This window comes from Priestia sp. JV24 (assembly GCF_025910025.1).
Taxonomy (GTDB): Bacteria; Bacillota; Bacilli; order Bacillales; family Bacillaceae_H; genus Priestia; species Priestia megaterium.
The window spans coordinates 574,093-599,460 of record NZ_JAPCIN010000020.1 but is presented as its reverse complement, the minus strand read 5'-3'; the positions used below and the strand labels follow the sequence as shown (position 1 = coordinate 599,460).

The 25,368-nt window shown below is 35.7% G+C and carries 26 protein-coding genes and 3 pseudogenes; 21 read left to right on the top strand and 8 right to left on the bottom strand.

Annotation, left to right across the window (positions count from 1 at the left end):
• Both OK414_RS18355 and OK414_RS18350 read left to right on the top strand, forming a co-directional pair.
• On the top strand, positions 1-678 hold the full coding sequence (locus OK414_RS18355) for a response regulator transcription factor (RefSeq protein WP_016766561.1): 678 nt from the start codon (positions 1-3) through the stop codon (positions 676-678).
• Positions 666-2,129 carry a sensor histidine kinase gene (locus OK414_RS18350; protein ID WP_263045319.1) on the top strand — a complete coding sequence of 488 codons (1,464 nt, stop codon included), beginning with the start codon at positions 666-668 and terminating at the stop codon, positions 2,127-2,129. Before OK414_RS18355 ends, OK414_RS18350 begins: the two co-directional genes overlap by 13 nt.
• 240 nt (positions 2,130-2,369) lie before the next feature.
• Here the strand turns inward: OK414_RS18350 and OK414_RS18345 are convergent, their stop codons facing one another.
• Complete coding sequence (locus OK414_RS18345; protein WP_263045370.1) at positions 2,370-3,119, bottom strand: alpha/beta fold hydrolase; 750 nt, start codon at positions 3,117-3,119, stop codon at positions 2,370-2,372.
• Between the two features lie 163 nt (positions 3,120-3,282).
• On the opposite strand from OK414_RS18345, the gene OK414_RS18340 reads away from it, so the two are divergent.
• Both OK414_RS18340 and OK414_RS18335 read left to right on the top strand, forming a co-directional pair.
• Complete coding sequence (locus tag OK414_RS18340) at positions 3,283-4,005, top strand: FxLYD domain-containing protein (RefSeq protein WP_237892644.1); 723 nt, start codon at positions 3,283-3,285, stop codon at positions 4,003-4,005.
• A 63-nt stretch (positions 4,006-4,068) separates the two neighbouring features.
• A complete protein-coding gene (locus OK414_RS18335) occupies positions 4,069-4,395 on the top strand; it encodes an antibiotic biosynthesis monooxygenase family protein (RefSeq protein WP_263045318.1) in 327 nt (108 codons plus the stop codon).
• 432 nt (positions 4,396-4,827) lie between these two features.
• On the opposite strand, the gene OK414_RS18330 is transcribed toward OK414_RS18335, so the two are convergent.
• Positions 4,828-5,130 (bottom strand): hypothetical protein, encoded by a 303-nt coding sequence (locus OK414_RS18330; protein WP_034650216.1) that lies wholly within the window; start codon positions 5,128-5,130, stop codon positions 4,828-4,830.
• 223 nt (positions 5,131-5,353) lie between these two features.
• Here OK414_RS18330 and OK414_RS18325 point away from each other — a divergent pair, with 223 nt between their 5' ends.
• The 3 genes from OK414_RS18325 to OK414_RS18315 all read left to right on the top strand — a co-directional run bounded on the left by OK414_RS18325 (position 5,354) and on the right by OK414_RS18315 (position 8,218).
• Positions 5,354-6,427 (top strand): beta-carotene 15,15'-monooxygenase, encoded by a 1,074-nt coding sequence (locus tag OK414_RS18325; protein ID WP_404932057.1) that lies wholly within the window; start codon positions 5,354-5,356, stop codon positions 6,425-6,427.
• 140 nt (positions 6,428-6,567) lie between these two features.
• A complete protein-coding gene (locus OK414_RS18320) occupies positions 6,568-7,821 on the top strand; it encodes an erythromycin esterase family protein (RefSeq protein ID WP_263045316.1) in 1,254 nt (417 codons plus the stop codon).
• Between the two features lie 31 nt (positions 7,822-7,852).
• Positions 7,853-8,218, top strand: coding sequence for a cupin domain-containing protein (locus OK414_RS18315; RefSeq protein ID WP_263045315.1), 366 nt, complete (start codon positions 7,853-7,855; stop codon positions 8,216-8,218).
• 26 nt (positions 8,219-8,244) lie between these two features.
• Here OK414_RS18315 and OK414_RS18310 read toward each other — a convergent pair whose 3' ends face one another.
• Together OK414_RS18310 and OK414_RS18305 are read right to left on the bottom strand one after the other, a co-directional pair.
• Positions 8,245-9,018 (bottom strand): Cof-type HAD-IIB family hydrolase, encoded by a 774-nt coding sequence (locus tag OK414_RS18310; RefSeq protein WP_263045314.1) that lies wholly within the window; start codon positions 9,016-9,018, stop codon positions 8,245-8,247.
• Between the two features lie 14 nt (positions 9,019-9,032).
• Entirely contained in the window at positions 9,033-9,203 is a 171-nt protein-coding gene (locus OK414_RS18305; RefSeq protein WP_016766569.1) for a hypothetical protein, read from the bottom strand.
• 112 nt (positions 9,204-9,315) lie between these two features.
• Here OK414_RS18305 and OK414_RS18300 point away from each other — a divergent pair, with 112 nt between their 5' ends.
• The gene (locus tag OK414_RS18300) at positions 9,316-9,813 is read left to right on the top strand and encodes a hypothetical protein (protein WP_263045369.1); all 498 of its coding nucleotides are present in this window, start codon (positions 9,316-9,318) and stop codon (positions 9,811-9,813) included.
• Positions 9,814-9,885: 72 nt separating this feature from the next.
• On the opposite strand, the gene OK414_RS18295 is transcribed toward OK414_RS18300, so the two are convergent.
• Positions 9,886-10,566 carry a carbonate dehydratase gene (locus OK414_RS18295; protein ID WP_251384767.1) on the bottom strand — a complete coding sequence of 227 codons (681 nt, stop codon included), beginning with the start codon at positions 10,564-10,566 and terminating at the stop codon, positions 9,886-9,888.
• Between the two features lie 285 nt (positions 10,567-10,851).
• Positions 10,852-11,052, bottom strand: coding sequence for a hypothetical protein (locus OK414_RS18290; protein WP_034650223.1), 201 nt, complete (start codon positions 11,050-11,052; stop codon positions 10,852-10,854).
• 169 nt (positions 11,053-11,221) lie between these two features.
• On the opposite strand from OK414_RS18290, the gene OK414_RS18285 reads away from it, so the two are divergent.
• Positions 11,222-11,629, top strand: coding sequence for a DUF1878 family protein (locus OK414_RS18285; protein ID WP_016766573.1), 408 nt, complete (start codon positions 11,222-11,224; stop codon positions 11,627-11,629).
• A 57-nt stretch (positions 11,630-11,686) separates the two neighbouring features.
• Complete coding sequence (locus OK414_RS18280; RefSeq protein WP_264363541.1) at positions 11,687-11,944, top strand: hypothetical protein; 258 nt, start codon at positions 11,687-11,689, stop codon at positions 11,942-11,944.
• A gap of 789 nt (positions 11,945-12,733) precedes the next feature.
• Here OK414_RS18280 and OK414_RS18275 read toward each other — a convergent pair.
• Positions 12,734-13,015: a DUF4190 domain-containing protein gene (locus OK414_RS18275; protein ID WP_144644335.1), complete on the bottom strand. Its 282-nt coding sequence runs from the start codon at positions 13,013-13,015 to the stop codon at positions 12,734-12,736.
• 152 nt (positions 13,016-13,167) lie between these two features.
• On the opposite strand from OK414_RS18275, the pseudogene OK414_RS18270 reads away from it, so the two are divergent.
• The 4 genes and pseudogenes from OK414_RS18270 to OK414_RS18255 form a co-directional block, all read left to right on the top strand.
• Positions 13,168-13,715: pseudogene (locus OK414_RS18270) on the top strand (ATP-binding cassette domain-containing protein); the annotation flags it as partial.
• Positions 13,716-13,727: 12 nt separating this feature from the next.
• Positions 13,728-14,368: pseudogene (locus OK414_RS18265) on the top strand (ABC-2 transporter permease).
• Positions 14,369-14,607: 239 nt separating this feature from the next.
• On the top strand, positions 14,608-14,913 hold the full coding sequence (locus OK414_RS18260) for a hypothetical protein (RefSeq protein ID WP_263045313.1): 306 nt from the start codon (positions 14,608-14,610) through the stop codon (positions 14,911-14,913).
• Between the two features lie 221 nt (positions 14,914-15,134).
• On the top strand, positions 15,135-15,344 hold the full coding sequence (locus OK414_RS18255) for a hypothetical protein (protein WP_263045312.1): 210 nt from the start codon (positions 15,135-15,137) through the stop codon (positions 15,342-15,344).
• A 480-nt stretch (positions 15,345-15,824) separates the two neighbouring features.
• Here the strand turns inward: OK414_RS18255 and OK414_RS18250 are convergent, their stop codons facing one another.
• Positions 15,825-17,012 carry an ROK family protein gene (locus OK414_RS18250; RefSeq protein ID WP_263045311.1) on the bottom strand — a complete coding sequence of 396 codons (1,188 nt, stop codon included), beginning with the start codon at positions 17,010-17,012 and terminating at the stop codon, positions 15,825-15,827.
• Positions 17,013-17,238: 226 nt separating this feature from the next.
• Between OK414_RS18250 and uxaC the strand changes: the two genes are divergently transcribed.
• From uxaC to OK414_RS18215, 7 genes and pseudogenes are all read left to right on the top strand, one after another.
• On the top strand, positions 17,239-18,642 hold the full coding sequence (gene uxaC, locus OK414_RS18245) for a glucuronate isomerase (protein ID WP_263045310.1): 1,404 nt from the start codon (positions 17,239-17,241) through the stop codon (positions 18,640-18,642).
• A 70-nt stretch (positions 18,643-18,712) separates the two neighbouring features.
• On the top strand, positions 18,713-20,011 hold the full coding sequence (locus tag OK414_RS18240) for a nickel-dependent lactate racemase (RefSeq protein WP_263045309.1): 1,299 nt from the start codon (positions 18,713-18,715) through the stop codon (positions 20,009-20,011).
• A complete protein-coding gene (locus tag OK414_RS18235) occupies positions 19,995-20,765 on the top strand; it encodes an SDR family oxidoreductase (RefSeq protein WP_013058128.1) in 771 nt (256 codons plus the stop codon). The genes OK414_RS18240 and OK414_RS18235 overlap by 17 nt, the downstream gene beginning before the upstream one ends.
• Positions 20,766-20,801: 36 nt before the next feature.
• Entirely contained in the window at positions 20,802-21,611 is an 810-nt protein-coding gene (gene larE, locus OK414_RS18230) for an ATP-dependent sacrificial sulfur transferase LarE (protein WP_263045308.1), read from the top strand.
• 47 nt (positions 21,612-21,658) lie between these two features.
• Positions 21,659-22,429 carry a nickel pincer cofactor biosynthesis protein LarB gene (gene larB, locus OK414_RS18225; protein WP_263045307.1) on the top strand — a complete coding sequence of 257 codons (771 nt, stop codon included), beginning with the start codon at positions 21,659-21,661 and terminating at the stop codon, positions 22,427-22,429.
• A pseudogene (larC, locus tag OK414_RS18220) lies at positions 22,410-23,813 on the top strand (nickel pincer cofactor biosynthesis protein LarC). The gene larB and the pseudogene larC overlap by 20 nt, the downstream one beginning before the upstream one ends.
• Positions 23,814-23,959: 146 nt before the next feature.
• Positions 23,960-25,357 (top strand): glycoside-pentoside-hexuronide (GPH):cation symporter, encoded by a 1,398-nt coding sequence (locus OK414_RS18215; protein WP_263045306.1) that lies wholly within the window; start codon positions 23,960-23,962, stop codon positions 25,355-25,357.
• Positions 25,358-25,368 lie beyond the last annotated feature (11 nt).

Below are 25,368 nucleotides of genomic sequence, written 5' to 3'. Positions count from 1 at the left end.
ATGAATCAAACAATTTTACTAGTGGATGATGAAAAAGACATTATTTCATTTATGAAAGATGCGCTGCAAGATGAAGGGTATGAGGTGCTGTTCGCCTACGAAGGGCAAGAAGCGTTAAAAAAGTTAAAAATAAATCCAGATTTAATTGTGCTGGATGTGATGATGCCAGGCATGGACGGCTTTGCACTTTGTGAACTAATCAGAAAAAGCATATCATGCCCCATCATCTTTTTAAGCGCAAAGCAAACGGAGCAGGACAGAGTAAGAGGACTATTGGTCGGTGGAGATGATTATTTAGTTAAACCTTTTAGCATGAAAGAACTAAAAGCCCGTATTTATGCCCATCTGCGCCGTGAGCAGAGAATTAGCAGCAATTCCTATAGCAGGCTTCATTTTGGAGAGTTAACCATTGATTTAAATGGCTATCAAATTTTACATAACAATGAAGTAATTCCGTTTACTTCGAGAGAATTTGAGATCATTCATTTTCTCGCTCTTCATCCAGGTCAGGTGTTTACACGCGAGCAGCTGTATGAAAAAGTTTGGGGCTACGACGCGGAAGGAGATTCATCTACGATTACAGAACACGTGAAAAAAATTAGAGCAAAACTATTAAAATGTGACGAAACACCTTATATCTCGACCGTTTGGGGCATTGGTTACAAATGGGTAAAATAAAAAAATGGATGAACCGGGCAACGTTAAAAGCGCAGTTTGTTTTATCTTTTCATGTGATTTTGCTGTATAGCCTGCTTGCTACGCTTTTAACGTGGGGAATTGTCATCTCAGTGAACTGGTTTTTTATGCCCGGAGCACTGAATCCAGCAAATTATTATGAAAAACAAATTCCCGATATTCTTCAGTTCGTTAAGAAAAAAGAAGACGCGCTCCTTTCTAAAGATGCTAAAAACCAAGTAGAATCGGTTATTCCGCTAGAAGGCATGGATTATCAAATTATGAATAGAGAAGGACAAATCGTGTATGGCTCCATGTCCACTTCATATATCAAGAGCAAACGCGATTTTTATTCTCAGGTTAATACAAATATCCATTCAGGTAAATATATTATAAAAGTCTATCCGCTTTTTGATTCAAAAGACGAAGTAAACGGGGCCATTGCGTTAAGATATCAATTAAACATGGCTTCGGCTAACCCAAATATTAAATGGATCGTTGCGCTTGTAACGTTTTTATCTCTAGCCAGTCCGTTTCTTTATTTTTATTTGTTTGCTTATTTATTTGGAAGACGATTTAGCAAAAAAATTGAACGACCTTTTAACGAGCTGATGACAGCCGCAAAGAATATTCAACATAATAATTTGGATTTTTCGCTGTCCGTGACTCAAGACGCCAAAGAATTAAGTCAGCTGCTGCATGCCTTTGAAGAAATGCGAAAAGAATTAAAGCAATCGCTAGCTAAACAGTGGCAGCTAGAAGAAGACCGTAAGGATATGACGGCTGCGATTGCGCATGATTTACGAACGCCTCTTACAATCATTCACGGTCACACCGAAATTTTAATAGAAGGAAGCAAAAAGGACGCGGAGAGGCTTAATCGATATTTACATACGATCTACACAAATACACAGCGTTCGATTCAACTATTAAATCAGCTGCAAGAAGTATCTGTCATAGAAAACCCGGGCTTTACCGTAAAACGGGAACCTATTGATATCTACACATTTGTTCATGAGAAAGGGGACGAGTTTCAGCTTTTATGTCAAAAAAAAGAGATTACCTTTTTATCTTCAATTAGTGAAGCAGACGGACCAAATCAATTTTACGGAGATCCTCAGCGCATTTCTCAAGTATTAGATAATGTCATCACAAACTGTATTCGGTACACGCCTGAACGAGGGGAGATAGCTTGGAATACCGTCATTCATCATAGCGAAGTAATCTTTGAAATACATGATACGGGTCCTGGGTTTACACTATCCAACAAAGAACAGCTGTTTAAAAAGTTTTACAGAGAAGATGCGTCGAGAACAAGCGGGCACGGGAATTTGGGGCTAGGTCTTTATATTGCTCATTCCATTGTGAAAAACCACGGAGGAAGCATCACGGCCGATAATAAGGAGACGGGAGGATCATTGTTTAAGATTGTTCTTCCGATGGGAAAGAAGTAAACGCGTAAAAAAAGAACTCTCAAAAAAGAGAGTTCCAAAAAGGGTAAGTAAGAAAGAAATGTACATGTTCCTTTAGGGGGATTGCATCTGTACAGTAAAATTTATACCCCGTATACCTCCATTAAAAAGTTGGAAAATAATCCAATAATAGAAATGAATAGTTGACGATATGTTTTATAATTTATAAAAAAGACTGCAAAGCAGCTGGCTGTATACCGTGCTTTGCAGTCTTTTTCTAGTTTATTTGCTTAAGAAGTCTCTCATAAATTCATTTACCTTTTGGGGCTGCTCATGCTGAGGCGCATGTTCTACACCGTCTAAGCGGTGAACTGTTACGTTTGGAACGTACTCTTCAATACCGTCTAAATTACTGTTTTCAAACGCTTCGTCCGCATTTCCCCATACAATTAAAGTCGGAGACTGAAATACTTTATGCGGCAGTGCTACGGGTTTATGAACGCGCTCTTCAAATGGGTAAAGGGAAGACGCACGATAGTAGTTAAACATTGATTTCATTGCATTTGGCTGATTCCACGCCTCTACATATTTAGCTTCTTCTTCTTTAGTTAAATAGCCTTTTTTAATGCCGGGCTCCGTCAGCATATTTCTTAGCTTTTCGCTATTATTTGCGAGTAGCTCATCTTGAGAATTCGGCTGTTGGAAAAAGCTCATATAGCTGCTTGCTTCTCGTTGAGCAGGATTTTCAGCAAGCTCTCTTATAAATGTGTAAGGGTGCGGTGCATCAAACATCACTAACTTTTTGACATACTGCGGGTATGTATAAGCAAATGCCCATGCAACAGCGCCGCCCCAATCGTGTGCTACTAACACACACTCTTTTTCACCAAATGCTTCAATTAACTGTTTTACATCTTCCATTAAGTGAGGCATGCTGTAAGAAGAAATTTCTTCTGGCTTATCTGATAAGTTATAGCCTCGCATATCTGCAGCTATCACGCGGTAATCTTTCGAAAACTCTTCTAACTCTATTTGTTTATTACTTATATATAAAGAACTATATCACATAAATGGAATATTTATCTTATTATAATTTTAGCATATTCTAATTAGGTGTGAAATTCCCTTTAGATAAATCCAAAAAAGTATTATAATGGAATTTGTGAAAAAAATAGTATTAAACGGAGGAATCATCATGAAAGTAAGACTGCTGCTAGGAATACTCTTAGCATTCTTGTTCATTCTGGCTGGATGCAACAAGGAAACGGACACTGCCCAGCATAAGAAAGAGAAAACAAAGGATGAAAAAATAAAAATAGTAGAAGAAAAAAGTTATACACTTGCAGATTCGATCACTCATAATAACGTACTGAGCTATTCTGCGGTTATAAAAAATGAAAGTGACCAAACGCTTAATGTAAACGATACAACAATAAAATATGTAAACAAAACTGGAAAAGTCCTTGATCCGCATATTATTCCAAGTGACCCCGACGTTCATCTTGCTCCCTATGTACTAAAGCCGGGCGAGGAAGGGTACATTTCAGCGGAAGGAATTATTAATAAAGAACCAGATACATATAATGTAAAGGTCAAGATTAATCCGATAAAACCTGCAAGTAATGTACAGAGCTTGAAAATTAAAGGCGACGCAATGAGTCAGGAAAAAGAGAATCACATCTTACATATCAAAGGAACAGCTACAAACAATACCAAAGAATCTATTGAATATATTCTGGTTGGTGGAGCCTTATATGGAAAACAAAATGAGTTTATAGGAACTACATTTCAATCGGAAGAAGCGCAGCTGACTCCTGGAAAATCCATTTCTTTTGACGCTGCTTCATCGCAAATCCCTGATAAAGAACTAGCAAAAGTGAAAAAATATAAAGTAGTAGCTTCTACGTATCAAGAGTAAAAGAGTCTTCACATTAGACTTTTTTTGTGATTAATTAGACTTTATTTAAAGGAGGAAATCAATATGCCTGGAATTGTTAAAACCCCTGATCCTCCTTATTATGCTGTCATTTTCGCTTCTGAAAGAACAGAAGGAGAGAAGGGTTACGGGATAATGGCAGATAAAATGGTGGAGCTTGCATCTAAACAAAAAGGCTTTTTAGGAATAGAAAGTGCTAGAGATCAAGATTTAGGTATTACCGTTTCATACTGGGATTCCTTAGAATCAATAAGAATGTGGAAAGAAAACTTTGCCCACCGCGCAGCGCAGTACAAAGGAAAAAAAGAATGGTATCAAACGTTTTCGCTTAGAGTGTGCAAAGTGGAAAGGCATAGCTTTTTTGAGATGTAGGGCGTATATGGTTGATTGTTTAAAAAAGCGGAGAAGCCTTTATATTTATAGCTACTGTAGGATTTATAGCCGTTTTTATCACTTTATGTTCACTAGAAGCACAGCTAAGAACGATTGTTAAACAAAAAGATAGAATTGTTGAATTACTTGAGAAACGGAATAGAGAGTAAGCAAATCCTAATGAACTCAACGTTTATGATATCATCTCCTGACTTTAGTTACGGGAGATGTTTTATTTTAAGAGTGCATAAAAAAAAACCTCAGTAGGAGGTCTAGTTATTCCTTGTTAATAAAACACTTATAACAAGCTCATCTACTGTCGGATGTCATCTAGAGGCTGTATTAAAAGCTAATTATAAAGTAAGGCTATATTTATCGTTTCATCAGGAAAGATGAGCTGAACTTCTTTATTTCTTACTTGTGATCTTTCATTTAATCACCGTATTTTTTTCTGTAGGTGAGAAACGTTATCAAATATACAACTGAAATCATCGTTAGAAATATTAGCGGCGAAATGCCAATGCCATCATAAGAATTTTTTCCTTGAAAAGTCCGATAAATGGACTCTATAACTTCTAAAATCAGCATACCTATAACTACCACAAATGCGTATGATTGAGCCTTCGTGCTGATAAACTTCTTTCTTTCATCACCTTTTCGAGAAGATGATGTAACAAAAATCAAAAGTCCGCAAACTAACAGGATGAATGAATACACAATTTTAACCCAATCCATTCTTACTCCTCCTTATAATAAATGTAAAAAGTATTTTACATTTATTATTTTATCATCAGTTCCATAAATGTCAAACTCTTTTTACATTGTAAATTATTTGTATAAAAGAATTGGTGAAAAAAATGATTTTATAACATAATGTCACGCTACAAAGTGACTTAAATCAACTCCACTGGTAAAATGGAAGTAACAGGAATTTGCGTGTTTCACTAACTAAAGTGAGGTGGGTTGTTTGGTTCTTCATAAAAAAACAGTTTCTTTTGTTGCTCTTTTTTTACTGCTGTTAGTCATAAGTTCAAATTACGTGTTGTACCACTCTTCTTTTGGTCTTCAGTCGCTGCCTGCTGATCTCAACGGAGTAGTAGTAGGTTCTATTTTAGACTTAAGTCTTGTGGCTCCGCTCTTATTTCTAGCCTGGCAGCGTAAGTTCAGTCTAAAGCACTTTATTGTGTTAATGGCTACAGGCCTTATTGCTGCGCGTTTTATCATTCCAAGTGAATACTTGGCTTCTTTTCAGACGGTTATGTGGCTCGGTGTTGGAATAGAAGGAGTACTCATTTTATTTGAACTTTCGCTGCTGTTTATGCTAGTTAAAAACGCACCGCCTATTTTGAGAAGGATCAAATCAAGCTCTTTACCGCTTTTATTTTCTTTTTCGCGGGCTGTAAACGAAAAGTTCCCCAACCAAACGTTTCTACACATCCTTTGTTCAGAAATGCTGATGTTTTACTATGCGTTTGGAACGTGGAAGAAGCAGCCCAGTAATGAAGGGAATACGTTTACTCTGTATAAACGCTCAAGTTTTGTCACGTTTCAAATTATGATTATTCATGCGATTGTCATTGAAACATTAGGGCTTCACTGGCTGCTGCACAACACCTCTATAATTCTTTCAGTCGTTTTACTGATCCTTAATATTTATAGCATTGTTTTCTTCGTAGGAGACATTCAGGCATTCAGGCTTAACCCTTTACGAGTTGAAGATGATGGTTTATACATTTCTTTTGGCTTAGCCAAGCGTATGGAGATATCATTTAGAGACATCGCTGAGATAGTAGAAGACGCTCACATTCTCCAACAAAAAATACCTAGCACCACGATTGAATTTATCGCACGCGATTTTGAAACCGTTCATCCTGATCTTTTACTAACACTAAAATCTCCAATCGAAGCAACGCTTTTTATGGGAATCAAAAAGAAATACAAGCAGGTTGCCATTCGCGTAGATGATCCTCACGCGTTTAAAAAAATAGTCAAAGAGCGTTTGGAGAAAGCTCAGCGGGATGAGTTGATCTAGAACTTTAGAAAAACAAGATCTTATAGGAGTATCTATAAGGTCTTTTTGCTGCTGATCAGCTATTGGACATAAATAGTGAAGTGTTAGCTGTATTTTAGTAAAATGGAAATAATAGGTAAATTGGTGAAGGAGGATAGAATATGGGGATTTTTTCAAAAGGAAAAGAGAGGTATTTAAACTCTGTGGAGTGGCTATCTAAAAACTCAATTCATTTAAGCGAACCGGCTGAATGTACGCCTCAAGAGTTTGAATTTCTCCGTCATATCGTAAAAGATAAGAGAATTGTGTGGTTAGGGGAAAATGGTCACAACATAAGAGAACATAATATGATGAAGTCAAAAATAATAGAATTTCTACATAAAGAAATGAATTTTACCGTACTGGCATTTGAAAGCGGATTAGCTGAATGCTACAGCGCTAATGAGTTAAAGGAAGAGTTTACAGATGAAGACTTTTTAAAAAACGCCGTTTATTCTTTATGGGCAACAAAAGAAAATCTATCTTTGTTTCAGCTAATGAAAAAATCAGATTTAAGTTTAATAGGAATAGATATTAATCCTTCTTCTAATCCTGATCTTTTCGTGAAATTCGTTCAGCAGCTGAGTCCCGTAGTGTCTGAAGACATGATAGAAAAGATAGAATACATTGAAGCAGGCGTGTATAAATGGTATTACCAACTAGGGGAATATAAATCGAGAAGAAAAAAAGTTCCAGCAGAAATGCTACGTGAGTTTGCAGAGTTTAAAGAAAAAGCAAGCGTAGTAATAGGAGATTTAGAAGCTTATCTACTTGAAGAATACGTTTTGCATCTTGAAAATCAAGAGCTTGTATGTAAAGTTAAAATAATTATTCAATGCCTGCAAAACCGTTTGTATTTTATCAATCATATTCACCATAATCACCGGATGTATAAAAAACTAAGAGAAAAACGAATGAAGGAAAATTTAGAATGGATTTGTCAAGAACTGTACCCTAATGAAAAGATTATTATCTGGGCACATAACCTTCATATTTTCAAACAATATAAAACGTTTACAGGCTTTGAATCACTAGGAGCAATCGTTTCTAATGAAATAAAAGAACAGTCTTATTACTTAGGGTTATTTATGTATGAAGGTGAAATACATACGGACACGGGACAGCCATATAAAATAGAGAAGCCGCCTAAAAAAAGTCTAGAGGACTATATGCATCAAGTGCAGTCACCAGCTTTATTTACAGATTTTTCACAGCCTGAAAAAACCTCAGGAAACAAGTGGTTATTCACTAAAACTATCTTTTTAGAAAGTGGTACCATGCCAACTTTATTTGTACCGCGTGACCAGCTAGACGGTGCTTTACTTGTTGAGTCTGTTTCTCCGCCCGAGTATCTTAAACGCAATAAAAATAAATAAGAAAACGTGATGGACAAAGAGGGTATGTATATTGAAAATCTACAAATTCAGTAAAGAACATGGCAAAAAAGTAGAAAAATATCAGTCGCATTTAGCCACTTACGTAAAAATGGCACGAACAAATGAAGCAGCTACGATCGGTTATATGTATATAGAAGGAGAAGGAACGATAGGGCATCATCAAGCTCCTATCTCTCAGCTATTTATCGTAGTCGAAGGTGAGGGATGGGTAACAGGAGAGAATCAAAAACGAATATCCATTAAACGTGGAGAAGCAGTAATGTGGGAAAAAGGAGAGTGGCATACATCGGGAAGTGAAACCGGCATGACGGCCATTGTCATTCAATCGGAGGAGCTACATCCTGAAACATTTATGGAAAGAAAAAAGCACGCTTAGATAAGTTATCTAGGCGTGCCACTTTTCTATAGGACTTCAAAATTTTTAAGGGCAAACTCAATCCCGTCTTCACCCGATTTCTTCGTGACAAAATCTGCGGCGTTTTTTAACTTATCAGATCCGTTCCCCATCGCAATTCCAAGACCGGCTAATTCTATCATATCGATGTCATTTTCTCCGTCTCCGAATGCGATAGCCTCGGATTGATCGATGTTAAAATAGTCTAAGACCTTCAGGATAGCTACCGATTTTGTAATTTCTTCTTGAAGAACACTTACGACAAAAGGGTGCCATCTTTTAAACATTAAATGAGGAAATCGCTGCGTATACTGCTCAGCCGTTTTATCATCACCATATAGACACATTAAATAAATATCTTCGTCATAAATACGCTCATTCATTTGAGGATAATCACTGAGCGATAATGTTTCCTTCAGGGCTTTTAAAATATTATCATCTTTGATTCCGTTCATGCTGAGCTCTTTTGTATAAAATGAAAGACCGTGATTTTGCGAGGCTGCATATTCAAAGACTTCGCGCGCGACGTGCTTGTCCATGGACAGCTTACAAATGACTTCTTCATTATGTATAGTAAACGCTCCGTTTGCGGTAATGAGCGTATCTATGCCTAATTCTTTAATTTCTTCACAGAGAGATAAAGGTCTGCCTGTTGCGGCAACAACTTTTATTCCTTTATCTTTTAAGCTTTTTACAATATCTCGAGTTTTAGCGGAAATAGTCCCGTTTTCGTGATGAGTAAGAGTTCCGTCCACGTCAAAGAATACGATTTTATAGCTCATAGTAATCTCCTTGTTTAAACAGCTCTATCTTTTTTTACATTTACAAGCAGCAGGGCACAGGCAAATATAGCAGCTACATATAAAAACGCAGAAACAACCGGTTTATGTAAAAAAGCAGTATGATTGTATGAAGAGTCATACAAATAAAGAGCGGCTAAAAATAAAAAAGGTAGTAGTTTCTTCATGTTGTCACCTCCTGGTTTTATTATACATATTTTTCTTGTATTTGTATGTAATCTTAATAAGAGTGATAGAATAATAGTATTTTATAAGCAAAGAGAAAGCGAAGTGACGAATATGACGATACATCACTATATAGGTTCTCCTTATGAATTGCCTACAGGAAATTTTGGCACAAAAGAAACGCTGGTGTCTTTATCCGAAGCTTCTCCTTTTAATCGAAATCCAAAGAAAGAAAAGCTGATTACAATCTATGAAAAAGAAGAAGATGCGTACGGTATTAGTATCAATTACTTAAATGACGGATACGGCGATATAAAGCATGTATTCACCTTGCCCTATATCTACGAATTATCTTGCGATGTGCACCCTAAATCCATGAGAGAGCTTTTTACATATATTGAAGAACACCTTATAGAGGGTTGTCACACTGAATTATATTCTTGCTTGGACGGCGATGAAGCGGAAGAAAAAGATTCAAGTCTAGATACGAGTATTAACTTAAAAACGCTCTATTTCGGAAAGTATTACAAATTAGACAAAAAGAAGTACATCTATGAATTAGGAGAAATGTTTACATTTGAAGATAAACAATTTGTAGTAGTGGTGAAGTGAGGGGGTTAACTACTCGAAAAACAAAAAAATCCTTTGAGCTCAATGTTTTCAAAGGATTAGTTCTGATTACTTTTAATGACCATAGGGCATTCCACAAGAACAGCGGTGTGAACCAAATAATAAGTGATAAGAAGCGGGAAATTCTTGATTTACACGCTGTACGTCTCGTGCAAATTCTTCGCCATCTGCTGGGACTCGGCGAAGAGCATTTGCTTTTTCCTGCGTATCAATATTAGCTCCGGGTGGAACAAATCGGTTTGGTGCAATCCGTACACCATTTGTGACGACGGCATTATATGCAATAAATGTTCCTTCTCCAACAATTGCGTTGTAAACAATCGATTTAAAGCCAACAAATGTGTTATTTCCTATATAACAAGGACCATGAATAAGAGCACCGTGGGCAACGCTTACTTTGTTTCCGATAAAAATGGAATAACCTTTACCGCCAACAGGAAAGCGTTTGTTCACTAAACCATGTAAAATCACTCCGTCTTGCAGGTTTGTGTTTGAACCGATATAAAATGGAGTTCCTTCATCGGCACGAATGCTTACATTAGGAGCTACATATACATTATCTTTAATTCTGACATCTCCTATTACGCTACAAAATGGACTTATGAAAGCTGTTTTATCAATTTTAGGATAACGCTGGACTGGATTAAATGAGGTAACAGGGTTGGGGCTGATAAAGGGAGCAAACGAATCATTATGATTGTCATCATTTCTTTTTTCTTTTTTTCTTTCGCTCAAGATAACCTCTCCTTTCATAAAAGATACTTGTACTAGTAGAATATGCAGCTGAATGAAAAGAGCTTGGGCATATTTCGTATTGGAATATAAAAAAGCATGTTCATTTTTATAACTGACTTTAAATTTTTTAGTGCTAACGTCAACCTTGCCAAGAGAAAGAAACAGAACAGAAAATGCAGCTGTTATTAAGCTCATTGGCATTATAGAGGTGATACTAACAGAAAGACGCCTATATCCTTTGGATATAGGCGTCTTTCTGTTAGTGACTCAGCTTGTATTTAATATTTATAAAAAAGGCTTAATATACGGAAGACTCAAACCAAAATAAATAACAAATGACATAAGCAAGTAACAACCAATAACACTTCTTCTAACTGGTTTAGAAGCTTTTTTTAACCAGCCCCAGTGTTTATCATCATAGTCAAAAATAAAGTAGTCCAAGATAACAGATAAAGTGATAATAGCAGCAATTATTAATAAACCCATATGTATCCTCACTTTCAATTTATGAAATTATTCCCATTTATAATAATATACCTTATTATTCCATTAATCACAAAGTTATACTCTTATAAACGGTTTATTAATGCTACTATATTATGGTAAAATTAACGGATTATAGTAATATCATTTTTTAAAGAAAGATGGGAAGAAGTTGGATGTCGTAAAAGAAGTAAAGCTATTAAAATATCAAATGAGTCTGATGAAACATATGATTAACGCAGAGGAACACCCTTTTTTTATGTTCACGATTGATCATGAATTTGAAGAAAATCAAGTCAATGCATTCTTAAAAATACTAGGTGTGTTTAGCTGCCGAATAAAAGGTGGAGAAATCTTCGAATGCTATCAAAATGATCAGCTGTTCTCTCAATTTAACCTTTCGTTAGATAAACTATATGCGTCAGAACCACCTACGCTAGAAGAATTAAAAATGTATGTGACTAAAATTTTTTATCAGGAATTTGAACTAGAATATTTATTGTGCAGTTTGAAGAAGCAGTTTATTCAAACCGAAGTTTGTGATTTTTTCTTGAAGCGGTTAAAAACAGATTTGAAATAAATGATTTAAGAGGATTTTAAATATGTAGAGTTTAAAGGGAAAGGAAGTTTAATTGAAGTGGCACGAATTATCAACTTTTGGTCATTTATGTGTGCGTTACTGTGCGTTGTGTTCTTTTTCATCGCTTTTAATCACCCAACTTTATTTAATATAAATTTTTGTTTAGCAATGATTCTATTTTTCGTCGGCATTGCAGGGTTCTTTGGAATAAACAATTGGGCATCGGCTCTAAGAAGTATTCTAACGGTGATAATTAGTGCTGGGTTAATTCTAGTGACAGGATTTATTATCTTCATCGGCAATCTTTTTTCATAGCAGATACATAAGAGATACTAAAAAAGATTCTCATTTAGAGAACCTTTAGTAAGCACACTGCAGAAACAATTAAAATAGTACGCTGACTTAATGTTACTCCTCATCCTTTGGTGTAGTTGCTCGATTCTCATATATTTTCTCAATAATTTTATACGTAATTCCAGTTAAAACGGACAGGATTAGCACCTTTCCTGTAAGGTTAAGACCATAATTATATTTTAGATAGTCCAGTAGTACTGCATAGAAAAATACGCAGATGCCTAATATGACAAGTTTCATAAACAAACCTTTGTTATTAACTTGATACGTCTATATTTTAACGTATAAAAGAGGGCTAAATCGTTAACCCTCTTTTAAAAAAGCTTATTGAGTAATTAGGTGCAGTCTAACTCATTTATTTACATTCAAAAGAATAGTCATTGGTAATTGGATTATGTATTTCTACCATGACTTCTCCGCCGTTATCATAACATTTTGAGGTCAAAGTTTGTATCTCCGTACTATTAAAATAGCTAGAACAGTTAATCAACACAGAGATTACTAGTAGTAAAGTAAGTAGAACAATTACTATATCTTTTATTCTAGATTCAACAATAGATTTAATTTTTTATTCTCCTTTGCAAGTTACACTAAAAGCTATAGGTCTAGTAACAATGAGTCATAGTTAACGTTTGAATTTTAAGAGCTTGATCTTCCGAGAGTCGAAAATCAAGCTTTTATTCTTTTACATAGAAAATTCAATAATCTTATCTACACCCCGATTTTCTTACGTTTTTTACTTGACCTGTTTTATTCATAGTCAACCGTCGTTCCGCCAAACATAAACGTAATAATCCCTAATACAAAGAACAGCTGAGAAATCACGCCTACTATACTGCAAATTAGCCCGGCAATCGCGAGTCCTTTACCGCTTTGATTGGTAGCAGCTATTTGATTTGATGCTTTTTTGTAGAAGATAATTCCAATAATACCTGTAATAAACCCGATGATTGGAATGAAAATAGATACGATACCTAGAGTTAGAGAAACAATAGAGTTGGTGTTTACTTGAGGTTTTGTGTTAGTTTCCAACGAATTCACTCCCTATAAATGATATTTTTTGATTATACCATAAAAAGGAATAATATCCTTTTTACTAATAAAAGTAGAAATTTTTAGAATTATATGTGTCTCTGTATATTTTCTATGTGTCGTTTCATTAAACGTAAGATGACATGTACAAAAAGAAACTTATTAATTCTTGGGAAGAAGCCGATTTTCACCGGTTGATTCATTCTTTTTCACTGCCGAAAGATAAAAAAATACATACATTTTCACGCGGCATGTCGATGAAATTATCTCTAGCGGTAGCGCTGTCTCACCGTGCTAAATTATTGCTGTTAGATGAAGCGACAGGAGGATTGGATCCTTCGTCTAGAGAGCAAATACTAGATGAATTAAAAGCATTTGTCAGCGATGGAAACAGCGGAATATTGCTTTCGTTTCACATTATGAGCGACGTCGAAAAAATAGCGAGCCACCTTGTTGTGATTAAAACGGTGAGGTTTTATTAAATAAAGAAAACGAGAAAGTTTTTCAGGAGTATGCAATTGCCGTTATGAATGAAGAACAGCTGAACTTACTTCCTGAAGATGTAGTAGTGGCAAAAAGAACGTATGATACGTCTATCCGCGTATTAGTATCAGATAAGCATCAGCTGCCAGATGGAACTATAACTGAACCGATGTCGATGGAAGAACTAAGCGTGCTTTTAACAAGGAGTGAAACGTAAAGGAGAGGTCTATTGTTAACGAATTACTATCTCATTCACCGAAGCTTTTTGACGTACACAGCGCTCGCCATAGTTATTTCTGCGGTCATCTTTTATTTTGCGGATCCTTCATTTTACCGTATTATAGCGATGTTAATTATTTTATTAATGGCAATGCCAGCGCTTGAAGTGATCAAATTAGAAAGTAAGACCGGCTACGACAAATACGTGCTTACTCTTCCGATTAGTCGAAAAAATGTGGTGCAAAGCCACTATATTTTTTACTTTTTAATTGTCGTCAGCGGAACCATCCTATCCTATGGTGTTTTTTCAATGTATTCGCTTATTTCCCAGAGTGCAGTAGAGGATATAATAAATATCGTTTTGTTTGGTACATTTATCGTACTTTTTGCCGGTGCACTTGCTTATCCGCTTCTTTACGTATTCGGGGCAGAGAAATCTGACGGAATAGTACTTGGAGGTGGAATGGGGGCCTTTTCGTTGCCATTGCTTTACAAGGAGTTGTTGGGTATCTAGTTGAAATATTAGCAGCATCCAGCTTACCGGTTGCTTCTTCTTTACATGTTCCTATCTTATATACTCTCTTTGGAATGGTAATGTATATTGCTTCTTACTTTATTGCGCTGTCTATCTACCGGAAGAGAGAATTTTAGTGTGAATTGATTTTGAAGTAAAGACTACAAAGCATTCCTCAAGGCTATTTATCAACAAATAATTCAAACAAAAAACAGCCACAAAATTTGATAAACTAAGCAAACAAGACCTTAAAAATATAACCGATATCATTGGCGATAAAGCTTAACTTATGGGGATTTTCACAAAAGTTAATTGTGTCCTCTAAGCACATGTATTATAGTAAAAGATGCAGTTTTAAAATGAGAAAGGAGATTATATGGGGAATTTGTTTAAACGGGCTTCAAACGTATCAAAAACCGCTTTTATTGCTACACTGATTTTGTATATCATTATTGTAGCATCTTTTATTCCGTCAATTGTATTTGCTGGAGCTTTCTTTGCTATAGTAATTAAAATAGCAGCAGCACTTTTAATCTTAGTAACAATCCTAGGAATGATTTATTCGCTCTTCATTAAAGGCGGTCAAAAGTTTCTTTTTTTACTGTTACATGCCGCTTCTTTATTGATTCTTTTGTTTAGTATCTCTGCTTTTATGCTCGCTAAAAGCGCTGAGTTGACATAGTAAAGAGGAATTACATATGCAAAAAGGCAGGAGAAATCCTGCCTTTTTTATTTTTGTATGATTTCAAGAGGGTTCGTATGTTCTGGAGAGGCGCCGCTCACTATTAGGCTAAACTTGTTTAATAAGAAGAAAAGAAGATGTGATAATTTGGAAATGATCGTAACCTTGGAAGCTGGGCTGTTCTAACTTTGTCCTGTTATAAAAGAGGAGAGATTAATACAATGAAATGGTACAAACATGCGCTCATTCCTTTCGCCATAGGATTTTTAAGTTTTGTATGTTTTATGATTTATAGTAAAGCAGCAGGAAATACAAGTCTTCAGCTGAACCAAGCGCTGTTTATTTCCATAGGTATATGTATTGGAGTAGTCCCAATCTCATTTTTTGTAGAGTATCAAAAGAACAAAGAAAATAAAAAGTTTCATAGCTGATTTATTTACCAATTGGCCGTTCGTTCTTTATTTTGTATGTTAACAAGGATGTGATGACCTGTTAATTCTCGTAAAGATTGGTATGTTGGTTTTTATCATTTTACTGCACGCTGCCTTTCGAAAACTGATTTTTTACGCCCATAAAAAACAAAAGAAATCCCCAAAAGAAGCAAGCAGGGGATGAATAGGAGGAGTTTTGGTTATTTTGATCATCTTGTTATCTATCCGAAACCTTTTGGAGTTTTATTATGGTGATTAAGATATAGAAGTAAAAGAATTGCCTCTTAGCAAGTAGGAGGCAATTCTTAATCGCTGTCTAGGTAAGATAGCTCTGGCTTTAGTTTAAGCTCATGCTACAATCATTTTACTTTCTTTATTAGTAGGGTTGAAAGTCTTAATTAATCTTTCATTTCTTGTTTCGAAGGTAAAAACATTTATCTTTAATTACTCTTACTATACAAGCTGAAATGTAGATGGTACTTATTTTAAAAGGGAGCCTTCTGCTGACTCGGAATATACCAAGTTTGGCATTGTAATTTCAAGGAAATGCTTAATTACTAATGCGCATGCACCCAATTCATATGCCTTTTTTCCAGTTGAGGAGATTAATAATTCACGGTAGTGACTTATAGAGGAAGAAAGGCTGCTCTTAATTTTTTGTATAGAATCTGGGTATCGAGAAAGTAATTCACTATCGATAATTAAAATTTCAGGATTATAGATATTAATGACATTATTCAAACCAATTGAAAGGTAATGAATAAAATTCTCCATTTCTTGATGGGTTTCAATATCTTTTCTATTAAGCTCTTCTTCAATATGTTTAAAAGACATATTGCGAACTTGTTTTCTTTGGGAAAGATTCTTTAGAAAGCTTGACTCAGATGCATATTTCTCCCAGCATCCTTTGTTTCCACAGGCACAAAGCTCTCCATTTGGTTGAACAATCATATGACCAATTTCTCCCGCATAGCCATCATGACCTTTAGATAATTTGTTGTTTATTAAGATTCCAAGACCTATACCTGAACGAAGCGTTATACATACTAAGTTATCAGATTTATGATGTGTATAAGCTCGTTCAGCAAAAGCTAGCAAATTTGCATTGTTTTCAAGATAAACATTCACCTTTACTGCTGCTTCTAAGTCCGCTTTCAAAGCAATTTCACGCCACTGCAACCTAGGGATGTAGTGAATAATTTCATCAGTGGTAACGAGACCATGTATCGAAATAGCTATACCAATCAAACCGTATCTAGACATAAGACATTTATCTTTATATTCATTAATTTTTTTTACTAATACACTAAATATACTCGAGTAATTTGTATCGTGTATTTTGATTTTATCTGAAGAAACTGGACGTCCAAGAAGATTAGAAAGAGTAAATGAGATTTGACCATAATCTAGATCAATTCCTAGTGCATATCCTGCCGTTTCGTTCAAAGATAACATTATAGGCTTTCTTCCAACGTTTGAATAGTCTTGCTGTGTCTCAATAATAATATCTTCTTCAAGTAGACTTGCAACTTGTGCTGAAATAGTAGCTTTTGTTAATGCTGTAGCCTTAGACAATTCAGCTCGTGAGATCATTCCTGCCTCTACAATTTTGCTAATAATTAAAGATCGATTTAATTTTTTGATATAAGCTGCATCACCGTTAGGCATAAATATATCCTCCAAATTTTCGTTGACATTTTTTTATTATAGCATTTTCATGTGGAAAAATATTAATTGTAAAATTTAAAATATTTAATTGACTGAATTTTGTATACATGCTAAATTATTTCTATAATTAATTAGTTTAGTAAACGAACAAATTAATTATAACAGAAAATGAAAGTGTTTACATATATCCATAAAGTCAATTTTGTTTCCTTAGGAGGAAAATAACATGAAAGAGTTTTTAGCAGACGATTTCTTACTATACACACCTACAGCTGTTAAGTTATATAAATACATTGCTAAAGAAATGCCGATCTTTGATTTTCACTGCCATTTAGACCCAAAAGAGATTTTAGAAGATAAACAATATAAAAATCTTACTCAGCTGTGGTTAGCAGGAGATCATTATAAGTGGCGAACAATGAGAATGAATGGTATAGCTGAGCATTTCATTACGGGAGAAGCTAGTGACTGGGAAAAATTTTTTGCTTGGGCAGAAACGGTGCCCTCTTTAATTGGAAATCCGTTGTACCACTGGACTCATATGGAATTAAAGAATTTTTTTAATATTGATAAAAGGCTTAGCCCGGATACGGCACTTGAAATTTGGGATGAATGCAACGAAAAACTGCAAAGTGCCGAGTTTACACCTCAATCGTTAATTAAGAAATCTAATGTACGATTTATAGGGACTACGGATGATCCTACTTCTACTCTTAAATACCATCAATTGCTAAAGCAAACTACTACGTTTGAAACAAAAGTTGTTCCAACCTTTCGTCCTGATGGAGCAATGTTTATTGAATGTCCAACTTTTCAGAGATGGATCAAGAACCTTGAACACGTAGCTCAAAAACAAGTAACATCTTTAGCAGATTTAATTAAAGCGCTTAAACAGCGAGTTGATTATTTTCATGATAATGGGGGGAGAGCAGCGGATCATGATATTCCTTACATGAAATACCAAGAGGTGACTCTAGCAGAAGCGGAAATGATTTTTACGAGACGTATGAATGACGAACTTCTTTCACAAGATGAGTTAATTAAGTACCGATCGTTTCTTTTAAAAGAACTAGGAAAAATGTACGCTGACAAACAATGGGTAATGCAACTACATATCGGTGCTATGCGAAACAACAACACAAAAATGAAAAACCTTTTAGGGACGGATGCAGGGTTTGATTCGATTGGAGAAGCAGATATTGCACAAGGCTTATCAAAACTTCTTAATACGCTTGATCAAGAAGATACGCTGCCGAGAGTCGTATTATTTAATTTAAATCCTAAAGACAATCCTGTACTTGCCTCGATGATGGGAAACTTTTATGAAGAGGGTATTCCTGGGAAAATTCAGTTTGGCACAGCTTGGTGGTTTAACGACCATATTGATGGAATGGAGAGACAAATGAAAGATTTTGCTAACGTTGGGTTACTCAGTCATTTTATTGGTATGTTGACAGACTCTCGCAGCTTTCTCTCCTATGAAAGACATGATTATTTTCGTAGAATACTATGCAACTTAATTGGCGAATGGGTAGAGCAAGGAAAGGTTCCCAATGATTCTACAGTTCTGCAAGCGCTGATTGAAAATATTTCTTATTACAATGCAGAGAGATACTTTTTACAACGTTAACATGAATAAAGTTCTTTTTCTTATTATGGATAATTCTAATATTACAGATTAAAAGAAAGGAGAGAAAAAGGTGGGTATTTTGCAAGATTTATTAAAAGATATTCCTATTCCCAAAATGGCCAAGGTACAAGTGGCATTTGATGATACAAAAATTCATGATGTTCAACATGTATTAACGGAAAAATTAAATCAAGAAAACATAAAAAGAAGAATAACACCTGGGATGGAAATTGCTATTGCAGTAGGTAGTAGAGGGCTCGATCAAATAGTCGAAATGACAGCTACCACAGTACAATTCTTAAAAGAACTTGGAGCTAACCCTTTTATTGTTCCAAGCATGGGTAGTCATGGCGGAGCAACTGCTGAAGGCCAGCAAGAAGTTTTACGCCATCTTGGAATAACCGAAGAGAGTGTACAATGTGAGATTCGTTCTTCAATGGAGGTAGTGGAAATTGGACAATTATCCAATGGATTACCTGTCTTTGTAGATAAGCATGCTTCAAAAGCTGATGGAATTATCGTTGTAAATCGAATAAAACCACATACAGCTTTTCGCGGTCCAGTGGAAAGTGGTCTCATGAAAATGATAAGCATTGGTTTAGGAAAACAAAAAGGGGCAGAAGCTTGCCATCAGCTAGGATTTAAATATATGGCTGAAAACGTTCCTGCAATGGCTAAAGTTATTATGCAAGAACTTCCTGTTCTATTTGGCATTGCTAGTATTGAAAACTCATTTGATAAAGTAGCTGTAATAGAAGTATTGCCGTCTGAACAAATTGAGGATAAAGAGACGAATCTACAAATTATAGCTAAACAGCTTTTACCGAAACTTTACTTTGATGAGCTAGACGTGCTGGTTATTGATGAAATTGGTAAAAATATTAGTGGGGATGGAATGGATCCTAATGTCACAGGACGCTATCCAACTCCATATGCTCATGGCGGACCGTCCGTTAATAAGATGGTTGTTTTGGACTTGACTCCCCAAACAGAAGGAAATGCAAATGGAGTCGGAACTGCAGACTTTACGACTCAAAGATTAGTAGATAAAGCAAACCTAGAATTTATGTACGCCAATGGCTTAACTTCAACAGTTGTGGCGCCTACAAAAATACCTACTACGTTACCTAATGATCGCCAAGCCATTCAGGCAGCTATTAAAACGAGTAATATATTAGACTTTACTCAAGTAAAGATGGTGCGAATTAAAAATACGTTAGAGCTAAGTGAAATTGAGGTTTCTGAGGCATTGCTAAATCATATCCATTCTCATCCTCATATGCAACAAAGTTCAGAGCTGTATTCTATATCATTTAATAAAGAAGGCAATTTTTTGAGAGTGGAGGACAGAAATGAAACAATTATTTGATTTAACTAAAAAAACTGCAGTCGTAATTGGTGGAAATAGTGTCTTAGGTTCATCTATAGCGATAGGACTAGCTAATCATGGAGCAACAGTTGCTATTGTAGGACGTAATTTAGAAAAAGCAGAAGATGTAGTGAAGGAAATAGAACGTAATGGAGGAAAAGCAAAAGCTTTTCAAGCTGATGTCAGTGCTCGTGAATCCTTAATTGAAGTAGCTAGTGCAATTGAAAAATGGTCAGGAGGATGGGATATTCTTCTTAACGCTCCTGGTAAAAATAGTGGAACTCCTTTTTTTGAGCTAGATATGGACGAATGGGATGATATTATGGATGTCAATCTAAAAGGGGTTGTACTTACGTGTCAAATTTTTGCTGAAAAAATGATTGAACAAAAAAGAAAAGGCAGTATTATTAATATTTCTTCTGTTTCTTCGACTACTCCGTTATCTAAAGTATTTACGTATTCTGTGTCAAAAGCCGGTCTTAATAGTGTAACGCAATTTTTAGCTAGAGAGTTAGCTCCGAACGGTATTCGAGTCAACGCAATTATTCCTGGATTTTTTCCAGCAGAGCAAAATAAAAAATTACTAAGTTCACAGAGGGTAGATTCAATTATGGGACATACACCTATGAAGCGGTTTGGTAAGCCAGAAGAACTGCAAGGAGCAGCTGTTTGGCTTTCTTCAGAAAAGGCTTCTAGTTTTGTAACAGGAACGCTAATACGGGTTGATGGTGGATTTGGAAGCATGACAATTTAAAAGTAAGAAGATTGTCAAAGACGGGAGGATAAGAACATGTTGAGCAAAAAATACGAGACTTTAGCTTCTATTCTTCGAGATATGGAATCAGTTGTTGTAGCTTTCTCCGGAGGAGTGGATAGCACTTTCTTATTAAAAGTGGCTGTAGAAACATTAGGAAATGAAAATGTGATTGCAGTAACTGCAGATTCGGAGACCTATCCATCAAGTGAACTGGAAGAAGCCAAGGCGCTAGCAAAGCAAATTGGGGTAAGACATCAGATCATTGAGACATCAGAACTAGCCATTCCAGGCTACTCGGAAAATAACAAAAATAGATGCTATTTTTGTAAAAGTAGCTTATTTGATCATCTGAAGCCAATTATTGAAGAATACCAATTTAAAACGATTGTATATGGTGCTATAGCGGATGATATGAATGAACACCGACCTGGCATGAAGGCTGCAAAGGAAAAAGGAATACGAGGACCTCTACTAGAGGCTAATTTGTTTAAAAAAGAAATTAGAGAGTTATCTCAACAATTAGAGTTACCAACTTGGAATAAGCCTTCATTTGCTTGCTTATCTTCTAGAATTGCTTACGGTGAGTATATTACGAAAGAAAAATTAACCAAAGTAGAAAAAGCAGAAGCCTATTTAAAAGAACTAGGTATTGGTCAAGTGAGAGTTCGAACCCATAAAGAGATTGCTAGAATTGAAGTGGAACCTCAGGATATGAACTTTATTATGGCAAAAAACAATATCATTACTAAGAAATTGAAGGGACTAGGCTATAAATATATTACATTAGATTTAACTGGTTATCAAAGTGGTAGTATGAATCAAGCTTTATCCAAAGTGGAGTAGTGACACTAAACTTCACTGAATAAACAATCTAAGGTGTGTGACGAACAATGATAAAAGAAATTTTGAAACAAGTTCAGCAAGGGAAACTAACTGTGGCAGATGCTGAAAAAGAGTTAGCTACATATGAGGATCTAGGTTTTGCTAAGGTAGATTATCATCGAAAAAAACGTCAAGGTTTTTCAGAAGTAGTATTTGGTGAAGGGAAAACAGCGGAACAAATCATTTCTATTATTAAAGTGCTGCAACTGAAAGATAAGTCGGTGCTTGTGACGCGAATATCAAAAGAAAAAGCAAATCAAGTGCTTGAAGCATGCCCGAATTTTGCATATAACGAGGTAGCAAAAATTCTCTTTTGGAAGGACTCGGATCAGGATTCTTTTTTTGAAGGATATATTGCCATTGTTTGTGCAGGAACCTCTGACTTGCCTGTGGCAGAAGAAGCTGCAGTAACTGCAGAAATACTCGGGTGTAAAGTTCGCCGTATTTATGATGTAGGAGTAGCTGGTATTCATCGACTCTTAAATAATATTGATGAGATTCAAAATGCTACTGTGACAGTGGTAGTAGCTGGAATGGAAGGAGCTCTTCCAAGCGTTGTTGGTGGATTGGTTTCCCATCCGGTTATTGCTGTACCTACTAGCATTGGTTATGGAGCAAATTTTAACGGATTATCCGCTTTATTAACTATGCTAAATTCATGTTCTTCCGGAATTAGCGTAGTTAATATTGATAATGGATTCGGCGCTGCTTACAACGCTGCTTTGATTCACCGATTAATTCAAAAAGGAGCTAAACATAATGAGAACGCTTTATCTTGACTGCTTTTCAGGCATTAGTGGTGATATGTTCATTGGTGCACTTATTGATGCTGGAGGAGATTCGACTCTTTTAGAAAAGGAGCTTCAAAAACTAAATATTTCTGAAGAGTATAAATTGAGCTGGAGAAAAGTTGTGAAAAATGGAATCTCTAGTACGAAGTTTGATGTAGAACTATCGGAAACAGCTGATCACAAGTATGCTTCTGGACATCAACATAAACATAATCATAAGCATGAAGATGAAGATGTCGACCACAATCATGAACATGAACATAGCGACCATCATCACAAGCATGAACATAGCAATCATCACGAACATAGCCATCACCATGGTCATCGTGCCTACCAAGATATTGTAAAGCTAATCGACGGAAGTCAATTATCTCAAAAAGTGAAAGAAACTTCGTTAAACATTTTCAGAAAAATTGGGGAAGCTGAAGGTCTCATTCACGGTATTTCTTTAGAAAAAGTACACTTTCACGAAGTCGGAGCTGTAGACTCGATTATAGATATTGTAGGAGCTTCTATTTTGATAAACAAACTAGAAATTCAAAAAATAAAATCATCACCTGTTTGTGTAGGCGCTGGTAAAGTACATATTGATCATGGGATTTATCCAATCCCTGCACCTGCTACTTTAGAAATATTAAAAGGTGTTCCTCTTCAGCAAAGCAATATAAAAAGCGAGTTAACCACGCCTACAGGTGCAGCTATTGTATCAGTGCTTTCAGAAGAATTCTGTACAGTTCCTTCCATGACAGTACAATCAGTGGGATATGGAGCAGGAACAAAAGATTTTGAAAAACATCCTAATGTGCTGCGAGTAATCATTGGTGAGGAAAATTGAAAGTCTGAAGTATCGTATCTCAAAGTAAACAAGAACTAAAAGAAAGGAGAGACTATTTTGTCTTCACACATTCCTCCTAACTTGGAGCACATCGATCGTAAAATGATAAAAATGGAAGTGAATCTTGACGATATTTCTGGCGAATTACTAGGATATATTATGGACTTGCTTTTAGAGTCCGGAGCCAACGACGTCTTTTACACACCTATTTACATGAAGAAAAACAGGCCGGGTGTTTTACTTCAGCTGCTTTGTGCAGAGGCATATGTAGATAAAATAAAGGAGATTTTATTTAAGGAAACAACAACTTTGGGAATTCGCTATTATCCATTGTCGGTTCACCGGTTGGAACGAGAATTCCATAAAGTGGAAACAGTATGGGGAAGCGTTACGGTGAAAACCGGAATTATGAAAGGTGAAGTTGTACAAAGGGCACCAGAATTTGAAGATTGTAAGTTGATTGCTGAGACTTACAGCGTTCCTTTAAAAAAAGTATATGAACAAGTATGGAAAGAGTTAAAGAAAAGAGGAAATTGATTCTTTAAGTTTGTGGGCTACTAACTTAAAAAGAGACATCTGAAAGGAGTGTGATAGATTTTAAATATTGAAACATCTATGTCTACTTCTTAATGAAAGGGTTTACAAAAAGGAGATTGTAAATGGGAGAAAGAGGGGATAGTTATATGGCATTACCAGTGGTTCCAAGTAAAAGGCCAGTAGTTACGGTTTCTAAAAAGCTAACTTTCAAAGAAAAGATGTCTTATGGTTTTGGTGATATTGGTAACGGACTTATGTTTGATATGGGACAGTTATACCTTCTAAAATTTTATACAGATGTTTTGGGAATCTCTGCTTACTGGGGAGGGCTAGTATTTTTAATTTCTAAAATATTTGACGCGTTTGCAGATACAAGTGTTGGTGCATTTGTAGATTCAAGAACAAATATCTCAAAAAGAGGAAAGTTCCGACCTTTCATTTTATGGGGAACAGTTCCTCTAGCATTAATGACGGTCATCTCGTTTTTGGCTCCAAACTTTTCAGACACCGGAAAGATTGTTTGGGCATTTGCCACCTATATGGGATTTGGGCTAGCCTATTCATTTGTTAATATCCCATATGGTTCTTTATCTGCGGCGATGACACAAGATCCAATTGATCGTGCATCTTTAGGTTCATTTAGAGCAATTGGTAGTCAAACAGCTCTTCTTATTTCAGGAGTAGTGGTAATTCCTATTGTGCTACAGTTTGCTAATAAAGAAGTCGGGTACATCGTGGCTATATCTGTGATGTCAATATTCGGAATTTTGTTTCATTTAATTTGCTATCGTAATACTAAAGAAAACGTTATTAGAGCCCCAAGAAAAGAAAAGTTGCCTTTATCTAAGCTATTCAAAGCATTGTTTTCAAACCGTCCTCTTATTGTATTGTGTTTAGCAGCGTTATTCATGATTGCTTCTTCCAATATTCGCAACGCTGTTCAGTTGTACTATTTGGAGTATAATTTAAAAAGCCCAGAATTAATGTCAATACTTTCCTTTTTAAGTATAGGGCTTGCTGTAGTTGGTTCGATATTCATCCCAGCAATGGTAAAAAGAATAGGGAAGAAAAATACATTCATGCTTGGGCTTTTAGTTTGCATTGCCTGTGATGTTTTAAATTTTATATTACCAACGAGTACAGTAACGTTTTTAACTGTTTTTTCATTAGGAAACTTTGCATTAGCATTTGCGCTTGGTCTGCCGTGGGTAATGATTGCTGATTCCATCGACTATCATGAGTGGAATTCGGGAGAACGTACAGAAGGCATTGTTTACTCAACATACAGTTTCTTCCGAAAGCTTGCGCAGGCTTTGGCAGGTTTTATTCCAGGAGTTGCACTAAGTTTAATTGGGTACGTTCCAAATATTCAGCAGTCTTCAGATACATTGTTAGGTCTTAAAGGGTTATTATTTCTTGCTCCGGCGGCTCTTAATATTATTGGATTAATCATTTTATTTTTCTTTTATAACCTTACAGATAATTTATACAGTAAAATTGTTGCCGACTTGAAAGAGAGAGCAGCTTTAACTAAAAGAATTTGATAAAAAGTATT